Origin of the sequence: Rhodococcus sp. NCIMB 12038 (assembly GCF_002165735.1) — a bacterium.
Classification (GTDB): Bacteria; Actinomycetota; Actinomycetes; order Mycobacteriales; family Mycobacteriaceae; genus Rhodococcus_F.
Genome location: NZ_NHML01000008.1, coordinates 224,818 through 239,393, shown reverse-complemented (window position 1 = coordinate 239,393; position 14,576 = coordinate 224,818). Strand labels below are relative to the sequence as shown.

Annotated in this window: 14 protein-coding genes and 1 pseudogene; 4 read left to right on the top strand and 11 right to left on the bottom strand. The window is 65.0% G+C overall.

The annotated features are described in order from the left end of the window. Positions 1-263 precede the first annotated feature (263 nt). Positions 264-755 (top strand): SRPBCC family protein, encoded by a 492-nt coding sequence (locus tag CA951_RS14345; protein WP_087557459.1) that lies wholly within the window; start codon positions 264-266, stop codon positions 753-755. 169 nt (positions 756-924) lie between these two features. On the opposite strand, the gene CA951_RS14340 is transcribed toward CA951_RS14345, so the two are convergent. From CA951_RS14340 to CA951_RS14325, 3 genes are all read right to left on the bottom strand, one after another. Beyond that, complete coding sequence (locus CA951_RS14340; RefSeq protein WP_087557458.1) at positions 925-2,022, bottom strand: anti-sigma-D factor RsdA; 1,098 nt, start codon at positions 2,020-2,022, stop codon at positions 925-927. Positions 2,023-3,338: 1,316 nt separating this feature from the next. After that, positions 3,339-4,142 (bottom strand): MBL fold metallo-hydrolase, encoded by an 804-nt coding sequence (locus tag CA951_RS14330; protein WP_087557457.1) that lies wholly within the window; start codon positions 4,140-4,142, stop codon positions 3,339-3,341. Next, positions 4,124-4,492 (bottom strand): grhN, encoded by a 369-nt coding sequence (locus CA951_RS14325; protein WP_087557456.1) that lies wholly within the window; start codon positions 4,490-4,492, stop codon positions 4,124-4,126. The genes CA951_RS14330 and CA951_RS14325 overlap by 19 nt, the downstream gene beginning before the upstream one ends. 88 nt (positions 4,493-4,580) lie before the next feature. Here CA951_RS14325 and CA951_RS14320 point away from each other — a divergent pair, with 88 nt between their 5' ends. Next, on the top strand, positions 4,581-5,741 hold the full coding sequence (locus CA951_RS14320; protein WP_256973624.1) for a LuxR C-terminal-related transcriptional regulator: 1,161 nt from the start codon (positions 4,581-4,583) through the stop codon (positions 5,739-5,741). 217 nt (positions 5,742-5,958) lie between these two features. Here CA951_RS14320 and CA951_RS14315 read toward each other — a convergent pair whose 3' ends face one another. The 6 genes and pseudogenes from CA951_RS14315 to CA951_RS44195 form a co-directional block, all read right to left on the bottom strand. Further along, positions 5,959-6,936, bottom strand: a complete 978-nt coding sequence (locus CA951_RS14315) for an ornithine cyclodeaminase family protein (RefSeq protein WP_087557455.1) — start codon at positions 6,934-6,936, stop codon at positions 5,959-5,961. Then, entirely contained in the window at positions 6,933-7,859 is a 927-nt protein-coding gene (locus CA951_RS14310; protein ID WP_087557454.1) for an ABC transporter substrate-binding protein, read from the bottom strand. The genes CA951_RS14315 and CA951_RS14310 overlap by 4 nt, the downstream gene beginning before the upstream one ends. A 23-nt stretch (positions 7,860-7,882) precedes the next feature. Continuing rightward, complete coding sequence (locus tag CA951_RS14305; RefSeq protein WP_218780490.1) at positions 7,883-9,358, bottom strand: MFS transporter; 1,476 nt, start codon at positions 9,356-9,358, stop codon at positions 7,883-7,885. A gap of 195 nt (positions 9,359-9,553) precedes the next feature. Beyond that, positions 9,554-10,177, bottom strand: coding sequence for a GntR family transcriptional regulator (locus tag CA951_RS14300; protein ID WP_087557453.1), 624 nt, complete (start codon positions 10,175-10,177; stop codon positions 9,554-9,556). Between the two features lie 65 nt (positions 10,178-10,242). Then, a pseudogene (locus CA951_RS44200) lies at positions 10,243-10,676 on the bottom strand (PDDEXK nuclease domain-containing protein). Then, entirely contained in the window at positions 10,619-10,918 is a 300-nt protein-coding gene (locus CA951_RS44195) for a DUF1016 N-terminal domain-containing protein (RefSeq protein WP_256973698.1), read from the bottom strand. The pseudogene CA951_RS44200 and the gene CA951_RS44195 overlap by 58 nt, the downstream one beginning before the upstream one ends. On the opposite strand from CA951_RS44195, the gene CA951_RS44190 reads away from it, so the two are divergent. Then, positions 10,832-11,023, top strand: coding sequence for a hypothetical protein (locus CA951_RS44190; RefSeq protein ID WP_256973711.1), 192 nt, complete (start codon positions 10,832-10,834; stop codon positions 11,021-11,023). The genes CA951_RS44195 and CA951_RS44190 overlap by 87 nt on opposite strands. 279 nt (positions 11,024-11,302) lie before the next feature. Beyond that, positions 11,303-12,163 (top strand): GNAT family N-acetyltransferase, encoded by an 861-nt coding sequence (locus CA951_RS14290; RefSeq protein WP_087557452.1) that lies wholly within the window; start codon positions 11,303-11,305, stop codon positions 12,161-12,163. 207 nt (positions 12,164-12,370) lie between these two features. On the opposite strand, the gene CA951_RS14285 is transcribed toward CA951_RS14290, so the two are convergent. Together CA951_RS14285 and CA951_RS14280 are read right to left on the bottom strand one after the other, a co-directional pair. Beyond that, positions 12,371-12,775, bottom strand: coding sequence for a hypothetical protein (locus tag CA951_RS14285; RefSeq protein WP_087557451.1), 405 nt, complete (start codon positions 12,773-12,775; stop codon positions 12,371-12,373). A 109-nt stretch (positions 12,776-12,884) separates the two neighbouring features. Beyond that, positions 12,885-14,540, bottom strand: coding sequence for an amidohydrolase (locus tag CA951_RS14280; RefSeq protein ID WP_087557450.1), 1,656 nt, complete (start codon positions 14,538-14,540; stop codon positions 12,885-12,887). Positions 14,541-14,576: the final 36 nt, after the last annotated feature.

Here is a 14,576-nt window from a genome sequence, read left to right as displayed (position 1 = left end):
TTCATCGAACGCTGAGCGGTGCCACAACACCGGGCATGCGAGCGAGCGGGTGACCTCGTTGAAGCGCGTGTCGCGGTAGCTCGGGTCGAGAGCGAGGGCCTCTGTCAGTGTCGAAGGTTCACTACACGGACTCCTGAGGAGTCGGCCGCTTGTGCAGGCGTCTTCCGAGAACAGCGCGGCGAGAGTCATCTGCGCTCCGCCGACAGGGCGACATCCGCCGTGACCACGCGGACCGGGCGATCGGGACCCAGGAGCGCTCCGCCATGAAGTACACCGTCTCGATCGAGATCGCCCTGCCGCGGGAGACAGTGGTACAGCTGCTCGCCGACTCGGGACACCTGCCGAAGCGGCTGCGGGGTCTGGTGGTGCACGAGCCGCTGAGTGGGGTGCACGGCCAGGTCGGCACCAAATCGCGGGTCGTGCTGCAGATGGGGAAGCAGAAGTTCGAGTGCACCGAGACCATCACGCGCCGGGAACCAGCAGACCTGCGCGGGATCCCGAAAGGAAGCGTCGTTCACTTCGACCGCGAGGTCGTCGGCGAGGGCATGTGGAGCGCCGTGCGCGACCGGCTGACCGAAGCCGGTCCGGAGATGACGCTCTGGGTGAGCGAGAGCGAATACCGGTTCAGCAAATTGCTGATGCGGCTGGTGGGGCTCCTGATGCCCGGCGCCTTCCGCAAGCAGTCGCTACAGCACATGCAGGACTTCAAGGCGTTCGCCGAGCAGGGAAAGGACGTCCGCGAAGCAAAGGACTGATCTACGATCAGCGCTCGTCCCCGGAATAGTGGGGAGAAGCCGGACGTGACGGCGGGCCGACCCTGCCCCTCCTGTTCCGTGCTACTTCTGCATCAGGAAGTATTGGCGCTCAGTAGTTTTGGTGTTCGCCGAGGTAGCGCATCAACTGGAATTGTCAATGCGGAGCGAGTCAGCTGGTCGGGACCGGCGGCGGAAGCGGCGCCGAGGAAGGCTCCTGCGACGGCTGCTGGGTGGGTGGTTGTGTGGTCGGGTTCTCCGGCGGCGCGGGCAGTGGTGGTTGTGTGGTCGGGTTCTCCGGCGGCGCGGGCAGTGGTGGTTGTGTGGTCGGGATGTCCGGAGGGACAGGCAGGGGCGGCTGCGGAGGCGGGACCATGGTGATGGGGGGTTCCGGGCTGGTGGGTGGCAGCGTCTCGGGCGGGAGCGTGAGCGTCGTCGTAGGTAGCGGCGGCAGCGAGGTGGGAGGCAGTTCGGGAGGCTGAAGATCCGTCGGCAGGGTTCCAGGCAGCTGCTCGATTCCCGGAGCTGTCGTGGAACCGGGTGTCCCCGGCACCGTGGCCGGCAGTTCAGCGGTCTGCGTCGGCACGTCGGTTGTGGTGGTTCCGGGCGTTGTCGTTGCCGGCAGCGTGGTGGGGGCGATCTTCGCGAGCTCGGCGGCCAGCTTCGCCCGCCACACGTCGAGTTCGTTGCGCATGTCGGCGTCGCGCACTCCGCCCGCACGGTCGGCGGCATCGTCGAGCAGGTTCTTCGCCGACTCCGCATCGCCGACGGCGATCAGCCGCTCGGCCTCCTGCAGCTGCGACGTGGTGTCGATCTGCGCGACGGTCGAATCGGCCTGCTGGCTGAACACGACCGACTTGACGCTCCACAGCGGATCGCCGGGTTCGGCGTTGTACGAGAAGATGGTGGCACCGCCCATGAGAACCGCGATCGCGGCGGCAGCGCCTGCGATGGGTCGCAACAGGCGGAGCTTGCCGCGGGCGGCGCTGCGTGCCGAACGCGTGTCGGAGGCGTCGATCGCCGCGATCACGTCGTCGAGCAGCGGTCCGGTCGGCATCGGCGTCGACACGATGTCGGCACGCCAATTGGTCAGCAGAAGCGCGAGCTGGTCCTGTTCCGGCGAATCCGTTGCGCCGGGACCGCCACCGGCGATCGCGTCGATCAGCGCATCGTCGCGGCGCACTGCCGCGAGGTCCACGGGTGCGTCGTCGTCTGGGAGGTCGGCATCGGGATTGCCGTTGCGATTGGTGCTCCTAGCCAAACCTCTCACCTGCCCTCGTCACTTGCGATGGCTTCGTGTCGAGCGAACAACTCCCGTGTATTACCACGGCCGCGGCCGTCTCCTCCGCTGACATATCGACCACGAGCCGGAGGATCAAGATCTGCCGGTGATTCTCCGGCAGCGTGCTCAGCAGTTCGTTCACCTGCCTGCTCTCTTCCGAGTCCAGCGCCCGTTGTTCGGGTCCGTCATCGTTGGCTACGTCATCTGGTTTGTCGGCGACGGGCTCCGATTTGTTACCGCATGTCAGTGGAGTGAGACTAGAAATCGGAGCCCTCCACGTCCATTGGGGGTTCGCGGTGTCGGTTCGAACGCAGTCGGTGACCCCACGACCACACCCGTCGTCTGTGGGCCGACCCCGGCGCGCTCGGGCGGTCCTGAGGCCCTGGGCCGGGGTCGACGTTTTTGCAAGGGCATCGCTTCGTCGGGGTGGACGATCCTCCTGGTTGGATTATTCCACCGGTGGCCGCCGGCTGGCGAGGCTCAGCAGTTGTCGCACACCCCGCGCGGGCGAAGATGTTCGTTGACGAGCGGCAGATGTTGCCCACATGGTCGGAGTCGAGGCGCTCTCTACATAGGTCTGGCCCACTACGCCAGCTCGTTGTGGTCGGCAACGATGACACACGGCGCCGGACTCATTTTCTGGGTGCTGATCCAAATGTCACCCGTGCAAATCGGAGTTCCCTTCGACGGGAAACGCGCTCGGATGAAACCAACCGGTCTTGTCGAGAAGTTTGTGTCATCGCGTGACGCCGGAATGGGCCGGGTAAGAGGCTGTCTCATAACCCATGTTGGCGAATTGCTCGGGGGTTCGGTCTCGATATCCGGAACGCGTAAGTCCGCAACCTGAAGGTCCGCATTGGCTGACTACAACAGCGTCGTTTCGTTGTCCCGCACGGAATTCGAGTAGTAGGGAGCGGCAGGACCGCTCCTGTGCTCGCCGTGATCGACGTGGTCCGGACCCGCGTTCGAGGCCGTCAGGGCTGAGCGATCACGGCCGCATGGCCAGCAACTCGCTGACGGTGACGAACCGGTAGCCGTCGGCGCGGAGGCGGTCGATGATCTGCGGCAGCGCTTCGATCCTCGGCGCATTCGGCCTCGCAGAACGGGTGCATGAGGATGATTGAGCCGGGACGGGTTTGGGTCACGGCGTGGTAGGGGTCGGGCTCGATGTCCCAGGTCACTGACGTGGTGCCCCGTCGGGACAGTTCCACGGCAGGTGCAGCAGTTCCTTCCCATAGGGCATGCCGCTGAAGGATCCCTGAGCGGACAGCTGGACCAAGGTCGTGCTCCACCCCTCAGGATTCTCAGCGTGCCGGTTCGAAATTCGCCAGCATCTGCTCGAGCGCGGCCTGGTCGGGTCCGACGAAGGCATCGGCTTGCGGGGCGGCGGCGATCATGTCGAGATACTCCGCAGTGCGGCCGTCCGCCGGTGGAAGGTGAGTGCTGAGGAGGCGTCGCGGTTCGAGAGCGCTCAAGGCCGACACGGTGGCCATGAATTTCTCCTGGTCCACCGTGTGTACCCAGGGGCTGTCCACGGTGGCCCACAGGTGCTGGGCGGCGCGTACGGCGCTCGGCAGGCAGTAGCCGATGTCGTCGGCGGTGGCGAGCTCCGCGGTCTCCATCGGGGCCCCGAAGCAGTCGGACGAGAAGTACGATCCGCTGTGGTTGTCGAAGCAACCGACCGTGCTCGGATTGTCGAACAGTGGCGGACGCAGCGCGGTCAGCAGTCGGTCTCCGACGTCGAGGGACTGCCCCGGGTTGAGCAGGTACACGCGGTCCAACGGGACGGACCGTTCGCACGACATGATGCCGACACCGGCGAAGGTGGTGATCAGCCGCGCGTGGGGCGCCTGGTCGAGCAGGTCGAAGAGCGAGCCGGTGTGATCGCGGTCCGGATGGGTCAGCCATACCCATTCGACGTCGGCGGGGTCGACCACCGATCCGAGTGCGTCCAGGAACCCGCGGTCGGGCAGACTCAGTCCGGTGTCGACGACCACCGGTTCGGCGGCCTGGAGGACGTAGGCGTTCACCGGGAGGTGTCCGATGCCGGGCACTTCCAGTTCGTCGCTGAGGACCGCGATGTCGGGACTTATTCTGTTGATGCGCATGGGAACTCTCCTTGATCGTCGTTGTCGACGCGGCTCAGAGACCGGGCGATCTCGGCCGGCTCGGCTTCGAAAGGGACGTATCCCCGGGGAATCTTCAGGCCGAGTTCGAACGGTGAGGCCCTGTCGTCGAGAGCGGCACGGAATGCGGAGCCGGACTCGGCGGGGGTGGCCTCGAGCAACAGGGACCGCCCTCGGCGAACCCGGCCGCGGTGGGTGACCGTCACGGGTGCGCCGCCGGCGAAGTTGAACCGCCAGGGCCGCTCGGTGAAGATCAGCAACGGATCGACCAGCACCATCAATGGGGGAGGCGGGGGACTCAGCCGCACCTTCGCGGCCTCGGACTTGGACATGTCCCCGACGCTAGGCCCGGCACGGAGGGGGCACCATTCCAGATTTCTGGTATTTCCGGCGGTCGATCCGGGCTCCTAGGATGGACGGGTGAGCACGGATTCCGTGCAGTGCGCGGCCGACAAGATCGCACGAGTGTGCGCCGTACCGCGCGGCCTCGTCGCGTTGTGGCGTGACGCGTCGGAGGTCGTGGCCGGGGTGGTCCCGTACTACTGGACGCCGTGCTGGTTCACCGTCGACCCGTTGTCGTTGTTGATGACCAGTCACTATCACTTCGGCATGGACGAGTTCCCCAATGAGTGGCTGGCCGCCGAGTACTACGAGGACGATGTCCAGTCGGTACCCGGCGTGATGCGTTCGGCCACGGGTATTTCCACGCTGCACGACGCAGCCGAGGGGGATCCGTCGCGTAGCCCGCGCTGGCGCCGGAACCGCACACTCGGTGGCGATCAGGAGTTGATCGTCCGACTGCGCACCCGCTCCGGCGAGACCTGGGGAGCGCTGTCGCTCTACCGGGACGAGGGCATGCCCCGGTTCACCGACACGGAGAAGTCCTTCCTTCGTGAGATTTCGCCGATCCTCGCCGGCGGCGCCCGACGTGCGTTGCTGTACGGGCAGGCCGAGGAGCCGGAGTATTCCGATTCGCCAGGCCTGCTCGTCCTCGACCACAATTGGGACGTCGAATCGGCGACCCCGGGTGTCGACCGATGGATGGCGGATCTTCCCGGCGGGAACTGGGATCGCGGCGAGTTGCCGGCCGCCGTGATCGCCCTCGCCGCCCGAGTGCTGCGTTCCGCGGAAGATCGCGATCACGTCGGCGAGGTCGCGCTCTCACGGGTGCTCTCCCGCTCCGGAGCATGGCTGGTGCTGCACGGTGCGTGCCTGGCGTCGACCGGCCGCCAGCGGATCGCCGTGATCGTCGAGCCCGCGCACCCCAGCCGGCTCTACCCCCTGCTGATGTCGGCCTACGGGCTGACCGAGCGCGAGAGGGAAGTCACCACGATGGTGTTGCAGGGGGCGTCGACCTCGCAGATCTCGGCCGCGCTCTCCGTATCTGCGTACACCGTGCAAAAACATCTCGAGAGCATCTTCGACAAGACCGGCGTCCGCAGTCGACGCGACCTGGTCGGCAAGATGTTCTTTCACCACTACGAACCACGGTTCCGCGACAACGAGAAACGCACGCTCGCCGACCGGCCGCTCCGGGGTGGCCCCTGGCCCGCGGATCGTCCACGCCGCACAGGTCGGTAGACGATCGCTGACCTGTCCGCGATGTGCACGGACCTCTCAGCCTGTCATCTGGGCATGACACCTCCACAGCCATTGGTTCGACACCGGCATCCCACTCGTGATCGAACTAGAGTCGGCGAGGTGACCGGCGTTCGTCCCACACAGAAGATAGAGCACGTAAATGCCAGTCGGGCAGACCTCGGCGATGTCGACGTCTCCCCGACCTATGCGGACTTGTTCACCCGCTGAGGTTGATCGATGTGCCGATGCCTCGTGCAGTGGCGTGTTCGATGACGAGCTCGGCTGCGGCGAGGTCTTGGAGTCCGATGCCGACCGATTCGTACAACGTGATGTCGGCATCGGACGTGCGGCCTGCAGCCTTGCCGACGATGACATCACCCAACTCGGTTCGTGCATCGTCATCGGTGATGAAACCTTCGGAGATCGCGAGGAGCACGCCCCCCGATTTGGCCATTGACGTCGGGAAGCTATCGACGACTACCTTTGCTCGTTGCATGCCGATGCCGTCGATTTCCCGGTGATCGGCGCGGGGCGGTGCACCGACTGCATTGACATGTTGTCCCGGTCTGAATGACACACCACGCACGATGGGCTGCCGGGACGGAGTGAGCGTGCACACGATGTCGGAGACCGCCAGGGCATCTTCCGGGGATCCCGCCGATTCGACCGGGATACCGAGAGTTGCTGTTGCAGAGCGGAAGCTGTCGATCGTCGCGGCGCTGCGTGACCAGACCACGATCCGTGTGATGTCCCGAACGGCGGCGATTGCGAATGCATGCTCGACCGCCAAGTTGCCGGCGCCGATCATCCCGAGTATCGAGGCGGACTGCCTCGCGAGATGGTCGGTGGCAACCGCACTCGCGGCGGCGGTACGGATCGCAGTGATCGCCCGCCCATCGAGGATGGCAAGGGACTCGCCGGTGATGGCCGAGGACACCATGATCGCCGAGCGCTGGGTCGGCAGCCCTCGGTCGCGGTTCGCAGGTACATCGCACAGAAGTTTCACCGCCACCATCCCGCGCCCACCGGTAGCCATGGGGAGCGCGGTGCCGGATTCGGGTAACGCGATGGCAGGGGGAGCTGGGTTGGCACGCTCACCCATCGCGAGACCCGCGTGCGCCTGCTCGACGGCTTTGCGTACTTGTTGTCGATCCAGGACCGAAAGGATGTCCGAGTGCGTCAGCACGAGAGTCATTGCAGGCTCTTCGAACTGGCGGTGGGGGAGAGTTGATCGACAATACTGGTGTCGACCAGTTGCTCGAACGTAGGTGCCGTTCGGACCATCTTCTCCTCATGCAGAATTCGCATCCACCGGTTGGTTGCATCGGCGTCGATGCATACGGTGTCCCACGTACGCGAGTGCAGCATCGTGTCGCACGACTTCGCCAGGACCACCGCCGGAATTGACGGCCAGTGAGCGGCGAGGAGGGGGGCCAGGTCCTCCGAGGTCACCGATTTGAGTAGCTGCATAGACTCCTGCAACGCTGATACGAACACGAAGAGCCGGTCGCTGAGCTCGGCGAAGCGGTCGGTGCGGCAGTAGTAGACGCTGTTGGGTCCGAGGCCGCCCGCGACGGTGTAGTCGATGGCGATGTGCCCGGATGCCCTGTGCTGCAGGGCTTCCGCAGTTGTCATGTCGAGGATGATCGCGTCGCCCAGCCCCGCGTCGAACAGTTCGACGAACATCGGCGTCGACAGATCGCGTAGGAAGGTGATCGAGGAAGGGTCGACGCCGGACTCTCGGATCAATCCCGAGGTGAAGGCGTAGGGGGCGCTGCCTCCGATTCCGGGTGCCAGTACCGTGGCGCCTTCGAGGTCGGACCAGGTGAAGTCCGGGTACTGCTTTCGAGTGACCAGCGCCTTGGGGAACTGGTGATTGACTTGTGCGAACACCGTGAGATCGCGTGGCCCTTGTGCATACATTCCAGGAACCCACAATCCGCCGAGTGCGACGTCGGCGGCGCCGCTGTCGAGGTCGTCGAGGACGCCGGTCCACGGATCGCATGCTGTGTCGTTGACAACGATGTCGCGTGCGGCGAACAAGCCTTCTTGTTCGGCGTAGTACTGGGGCAGGTAGTTCGGTCCGTGTGCGGTGGCGGAGATGTCGAGGTGCAACATGCCAGTTCCTTTCGGGTTGGTGGTCAGGCTGCGGTTGCAGCGAAGACCGGTTTTTCGGTGACGGTTTCCAAGGACTTGCCCAGCGTTTCGGGGCCGAAGCGCGCTGCGACCACGAGCAGGGCGTACATGACTGCGATCATGGAGAAGACGCCGGGAACCCCGAAGCGGTCGAAGAAGAACAGTGCGGCGAACGGCATGACTGCTCCCGCTACGTTGCCGATGCCGTTGACGACCGAGGTGCCCATGGCGCGCACCGATGTCGGAAACAGCTCGGGTGACCAGGCGGAAAGCATGGTGTTGAGCATCATGGTGAAGAACTGAAAGATCATTCCCAGCAACAGGATCAGAGCTGTGGTGTTGGCGAACGAGGCGAAGCAGACGGCCGAGATGCAGCCCAGGACGGCGGCGACGGTCACGGTGAGCTTTCGGGGCGCTTTACCTGCGAGGTACGAGGCGGCGCATGCGCCGAACAGCGAGCCGATGTTCATGATCATGGTGAACGCCAGCGAGTCGGACAGGGAGTAGCCGCGGGAGACCAGCAGGATCGGCATCAGGAACAGCAGCGTGACCTGTGCACCGAACGACATCCAGGACGCTGCTCCGATTGCTGCTGTGCGCCGCAGGTTTTGGCCCCTGAACACCTCGGCGTAGCTACTCTTGGTCTGGAGTGGGATATCGGCAACGGTGACGAATTGCTGTGTGGGGCCAGGGTTTCGCAGTCCGGCGATGCTGCCGCTGGCCAGCCGGGTGAGGCTCCTGTTGGCGTCGAGGACGCGTCCCTTGGAGAGTAGGAATCGGGGGGATTCGGGCAGGTATCGGCGGAAGAACACCACGAGTACGGCAGGGAGGGCGAGGAGGACGTAAGTCCAGCGCCATGCGCTGTCATTGCCTCCGAGTGTTCCGTTGAGCGGGCCGAGGACGAGCCAGAAGAAGCCGAACGATGCGATGTTGCCGATTCCCCCGGAAGAGATGTTCAGCGTGGCCAGCAATGATCCGCGATGTCGGGTGGCAACGATCTCCGCCAAGATGGCCAGGCCGACGGTGAATTCGCCGCCCAAGCCGATGCCGACGATGAAGCGGCTGGCCAGGAGCATTTCGTAGCTCACCGACATCGCGCTGATGAGGCCGCCGAGGGTGTAGACCAGTAAGTTCAGGCTGAGTGCGGCTCGGCGCCCCCAGCGGTCCGCGATATAGCCGCCGACGATGCGGCCGACCAACCCGCCTATCACGGTGGCGGTGTTGATCATGGTCAGCTCGGTGTTGCCGATGCCGAAGGACTCTTTGAGAAGCGTGCCCATGGCGCCCGTCGAGTTCTGCTCCAGGGAATCGAAGAACAGGCCGGCCATCAAAAGGAGGATCAATGCGGCCTGCACGCGACCGAAGCCGATGCGGTCCAATGCTGCTGTGAGTCCGGGTGTAGAGCTGGGATCCGGGGCTGCAGGGGTAACAGCTGTCTTGTCTGGTTCAGAGGAGAGTGTGTCGTTCTGGTTCTGGGACATGGTGGGCTCCGGGTGCTGAGTTATGGCACCGGCAGCAATTCTGTCGGCGAGCCGATCGCAAGTCGTCCCTGACTCCAACCGCGCTGCACCAATTTGTATACGAAATCTGTTACGCCACCGTTTCTCAGCTGGGCGTTTTCGTTACCTTCCTGAAAACACACCCGAATCGGTATACAATTAGGACTGTTGGCGGCGTCAAACTCCCGTTTGATCGTGATCGAACTTCTCTGCGAAGTAGCGTTCGTCGCGGCGAAGGTGCTCGTCCATGAGGTATCCGGCCTGGGTGGCAGACCCCTTCACGATGGCCATTGCGAGGATGCGGTGGTCTCCGGACGAGGCTTCGGGATTGTGTCCCAATCCCCACTGCACTCGAAGGTTTATCGACTTGAGCATCTCGACCAGTTGCTGATTTCCGGACGCTTCGGCCACCAGTTCGTGGAACGGTGTGTGGTCGTCTTCGATGGCTTCGCCGTCGGCAATCGCGGTCAATTCACGCATCACGGAACCCCCATGGTTCTGGGCGGCGAGCTGCGCGGACAAGGTCTCCAGGCCTCGTCGAATCTCCAACAATTCTCGGCCGCCCTTGAGCATGGCGTCGGATACGGTTGCACCCTTGTTTCTGACGATGTTGACGAATCCCTCGGACTGTAGGCGTGTCAATGCCTCGCGAACCGGGATTCGTGACACTCCGTATTGCTTGGCGAGCGCATCCTCGATCAGGCGCTCCCCGGCGGACAACCGTCCAGCGAGGATGTCCTCTCTGAGTGCATGCGTGACCGAATCGCCGGTCGACCCGGGATGTGATGGAGGCTCAGTCATGACGAGAAGCCTAATGCCGAGCCGAATCCAACTGCTGGTGCTCAGGTCGGTAACTTCGGCTTGTCCTACTCCGGGGTGTGGTCGCCGAGCTCGAGGGCGACCGCACGCGTGAGGGCGTCCTCGGCGGGAAGCGCGGCCTGTTCGGCGGGCGAGAGATCGTAGCGGGAGACGGCGATCGGCTGTGTGGTGCCCGCTAGCGCGTACCGGACGACGGACTCGTTCTTGTCCGCGACCAGGAGCATTCCGACCGTGGGCTGGTGCTGCGGCCTGCGCAGCCAGTCCTCGACGAGGGCGACATAGAAACCGAGCTGGCCGGCGTCTCGCGGATCGAATTTCGTGGTCTTGAGTTCGATGACCACGTACCTGAGTTGGTCGACGTGAAAGAACAGTGGACCTGACGGCCAACGAACGCGAACCCGGGGCCGAGCTCGCGAAGGGTGTCTATGATGCGCTCGACCAGCCGATCCTCGAGCTGTCGCTCGGCGGCGTCCCCGTCGATGGCGAGGAACTCGAGCGTGAACGGATCCTTGGTGATCTGCTGAGCGAGTTCGGAATCGGTGCGTTCCAGAGCGTGCGGGAAGTTGGACGGGCCGCGCCCTCTCGGAGGTGCAGCTGGGTCTTGATCTGGTGAGCCAATACGGGACGACTCCAACCATGGGCGACGTCCTTGGCGCTGTACCAATCGCGCAACTCGGCATCATCGAGCTTCTCGAGCAACTCGATCACTTGGCCCCAGGGCAATTGGCCAACGGGTCGGTGACCGATTGCATCGTGGTCTGGCCACGCCTCGGCGAGCGGCAATGGAATCTGGCCCACTGGCGGTCCGATTGGAAACCCTCGCGGTGAGCAAGTGTTTGACGACCACCTAAGTTGCGTGGGTCAACGCGCTGGGTCGTGTCGGCCGGGATCTGAACGTGCGTCAGTACGGCGCCCGCTGGGTGGGTGCATAGGTCTTCGTCGATTCTGTCGCGAACCGGCAACAACGTGTTCCCCGGTTCATCCTCCTGTGTAATAGACGGTATTCGGATGCTCATCGACTCTCCAGACCGTGCCCTGAGGCCCGACAAATCGTAACGCCATCCGCTTTGGGACAACCGTCGGCTGCGCAAGCGCGACAATAGGAGAATGACCAAGCTGCAGATCCGCGAGGTGACGCCGGACGATGCCCGGATATGTGGGCGCATCATGTTCGACGCTTTCGAGGCGCTCGCCACGCGCCATCACTTTCCGATCGAAGCGGGCACGCCCGAATTCGCAGACTTCCAGATCAAGGCAATGCTGGCCACCGATGGCATATACGGTCTGGTTGCCGAGCGCGACGGCCACATCGTCGGCAGCGCGTTACAGGACGAGCGCGGCAAGGTCGTCGGCATAGGTCCCGTCGCCGTTGATCCGGCGGTGCCGGACGTGGGGGCGGGTCGTGCATTGATGAATGCACTGCTTCAGCGATCGGAGGNGCGTGACGTCGCTGGCATTCGGTTGGTNCAGACGGCGTACAACTACCGGTCTTTCTCCCTGTACGCCAAGCTCGGCTTCGCTGTGCGTGAGCTGTTGACCGTCTTCCAGGGAACGCCACGCGGGTCCGCGATTCCCGGCGCAGTCGTGCGGCCGGCGACACCGGACGATATCGCTGCCTGCGACAAGATCTGCCGGCAGGTGCACGGCCACGACCGCCACGGCGAGCTGCAGTTCTGGGTCAATGTCGGCACCGCCCGGGTGGTCGAGCGTGGTGGCCGGATCACTGGCTATGCGACGGGCTTCGGCTACACCTGCCATGCGGTCGGCAAGGCCGACGACGACGTCATCGCGCTGCTCGCCGGTGCCGAGGAGTTCACCGGCCTCGGGTTCCTCGTGCCGTCACGCAATAAGCGCCTCATGGCATGGTGCTTCGATGCTGGACTGAAGATCGTCCAGCAATCGACGCTGATGACGATCGGGCTCTACAACGAGCCCCAGGGCGCGTGGCTGCCGTCGGTCGGCTACTAGTCGTCCTGGCGCAACGACGCACCGCGCAGCCCCGTGGTACACACCGAGGCTGAGCCGCACCCGACCGGCGCGCAGTTGCCCGGTCCATGCCAGTAGTCCGGTGACGATCGTCATTCCGGGGCGCTGATCGGGACACCCTCGAGAGGCTCGTGGACGCGGGGAGTCGGCGCGTTTTGTCGCCGCGTGGGAGGTCTGGCTACCGAGAACTCATTCCGTTTCCCGGGGCGTCGAGTCCTCCTGCTGGTCAAGGACGCTGACGGTGACGCCGTAAGGGAGGAACCGCACCGAACGGTGGGGATCGGTGTTGTGCTTGTGCGCGCGCAGGGCATCGAGTTCGGTGGCATACACCTGCTCGACGCGGGCGACGCCCTCGCCGTCGACGGAGTAGATCGCCCACACACCGTCGCCCGTTTCCCCGGTCGTCTCCGGCTTCGGCGCGGCGCGCGGAGACCGGGCGAAGTCCGCGAACACACCCGTCCACGGGATTTGTGAATCCGCCTGGTCCAGGAACCTGACGATCCGGTCCTTGACGCCCTGCAACTCCTCGCCGGCCTCACGGATCACGCGGTCGAGATCGTCGGGGTCGAACCCGAACGGCCTGTTGTCGCCCATCACTGTCTCCTGACTTCGGCGGGACACCTCCAGTGTGGTCGCGAATGCCGATCGGCGCCACGAGGGTCGGCCGATCGGCATCCGCAGGGGGTGCCGCCTGCAAGGGACGTCAGGCGCACGGTGCCGCGTAGACGCGGTCGCCACCCACGTAGGTGAGGACTGCCCGGGTCTCCGCAATCAGCTCGGCGGGTCCGGTGAACGGATCCCGGTCGAGGATCACCAGGTCGGCGAGCTTGCCCACCTCGATGCTCCCCGTGTCGTCGAAGTGATTCACATACGCGGACCCGGCGGTGTAGGCGGTGAGTGCGGACGTGAGGTCGATCCGCTGCTCCGGTAGGAACACCGGACGCCCCTGACCGTCTCGACCCGGTAGTACACGATTGACCGCGACATGGATTCCATGGATGGGGTCGGCACTGCTGACCGGCCAGTCGCTGCCGGCCGCCAGCGTTGCACCCGAGCGCAGCAGGGAACCGAAGGGGTACTGCCGTCGGGTGCGTTCGTCGCCGAGGAACGGGATCGTGAGCTCGTCCATCTGCGGTTCGTGGGCGGCCCACAGCGGTTGCATGTTGGCGGTGACACCGAGCGCGCGGAACCGGGGGATGTCCTCGGGGTCCACGACCTGCAGGTGGGCGAGGTGAGGGCGGGTGTCGCGGAATCCGTTCGCAGTCCGGGCGGCCTCGACCGCGTCCAGCGCGTCCCGTACGGCCCGGTCGCCGAGCGCATGGAAATGCACCTGAAATCCGAGGGCGTCGAGCTCGGTGACGTAGCCCTGCAGTTCGTCCGGGTCCACGAAGCTGGTGCCGGAATGTGTGGTCGCGCAGCCACATCCATCCAGATACGGGGAGATCATCGCCGCGGTGCGGGATTCGGCGACACCGTCGAGCATGATTTTCACGGTGTCGGCCCGCATCCTCCCGACGCGGAGACGGGAACGCCTCCGGAGCAGGTCGGGGATCTGCTCGGCGCCCTTGTCGCGATCCCACCACAGTGCGCCCGCCACGCGAGCGGTGAGGTCCCCGTCGCCGGACGCGGTCAGGTAGGCGTCCGAGACGTCGGAGATTCCGGAGGTGTCACCGAGCAGCGCGTCCTGCCAGGCGGTGATGCCGAGCGAATGCAGGTACTGCTGGGCGTGGAGCAGTGCCTCGAGCCGGTCGTCGGGGGTGTGCTGCGGGGTGTGGCGGCCGACCAGGTCCATCGCGGACTCCTGGAGCATGCCGGTCGGCTCGCCGTCGGCGTCGCGTTCGATGCGTCCGCCGACGGGATCGGGAGTCTCACGTGTGATTGCGGCGATTTCCAGGGCCCTTGTGTTCACCCACGCGCCGTGGTGGTCGCGATTGGGCAGGAAGACCGGCCGGTCCCGCACCACGGTGTCGAGGAGTTGCGCGGTGGGTGTGCCCCCGTCGAACGCCTCCATCGACCACCCGCCGCCCACGATCCACGGCAACTCCGGGTTAGCGTCGGCATAGCTGCGGACGGCAGCGAGGGTGGAATCGGCATCGCTCGTGCCGGTGAGGTTGCAGCGGGCATGCTCGAGGCCCGCCACCACAGGATGGATGTGCGCGTCCTGAAAGCCGGGCAGCAGGAGCCTGCCGGTGAGGTCGACGACCTCGGTGCGGGCGCCGATCAGTTCTCGGACCTCGTCGTGGCCGACGGCCGATATCCGGCCCCCGGTGACGGCGACCGTCGTGGTTCGGCGGCGGGCCGGATCGAGGGTGGCAATCGATCCGCCGGTGAAGACCAGATCTGCGGGTAGTGCTGACATCGAGAATCTCCTGTCGGGAAGTGCTTTTCGTCGGTA

Bases quoted from the DNA above. Each gene is read 5' to 3' on its own strand.
- CA951_RS14305 (WP_218780490.1), bottom strand. From the start codon at position 9,358: ATGTCCCAGAACCAGAACGACACACTCTCCTCTGAACCAGACAAGACA.
- CA951_RS44190 (WP_256973711.1), top strand. From the start codon at position 10,832: ATGGGCGACGTCCTTGGCGCTGTACCAATCGCGCAACTCGGCATCATC.
- CA951_RS14300 (WP_087557453.1), bottom strand. From the start codon at position 10,177: ATGACTGAGCCTCCATCACATCCCGGGTCGACCGGCGATTCGGTCACG.
- CA951_RS14280 (WP_087557450.1), bottom strand. From the start codon at position 14,540: ATGTCAGCACTACCCGCAGATCTGGTCTTCACCGGCGGATCGATTGCC.
- CA951_RS14325 (WP_087557456.1), bottom strand. From the start codon at position 4,492: ATGTCCAAGTCCGAGGCCGCGAAGGTGCGGCTGAGTCCCCCGCCTCCC.
- CA951_RS14285 (WP_087557451.1), bottom strand. From the start codon at position 12,775: ATGGGCGACAACAGGCCGTTCGGGTTCGACCCCGACGATCTCGACCGC.
- CA951_RS14345 (WP_087557459.1), top strand. From the start codon at position 264: ATGAAGTACACCGTCTCGATCGAGATCGCCCTGCCGCGGGAGACAGTG.
- CA951_RS14315 (WP_087557455.1), bottom strand. From the start codon at position 6,936: ATGACTCTCGTGCTGACGCACTCGGACATCCTTTCGGTCCTGGATCGA.
- CA951_RS14330 (WP_087557457.1), bottom strand. From the start codon at position 4,142: ATGCGCATCAACAGAATAAGTCCCGACATCGCGGTCCTCAGCGACGAA.
- CA951_RS14310 (WP_087557454.1), bottom strand. From the start codon at position 7,859: ATGTTGCACCTCGACATCTCCGCCACCGCACACGGACCGAACTACCTG.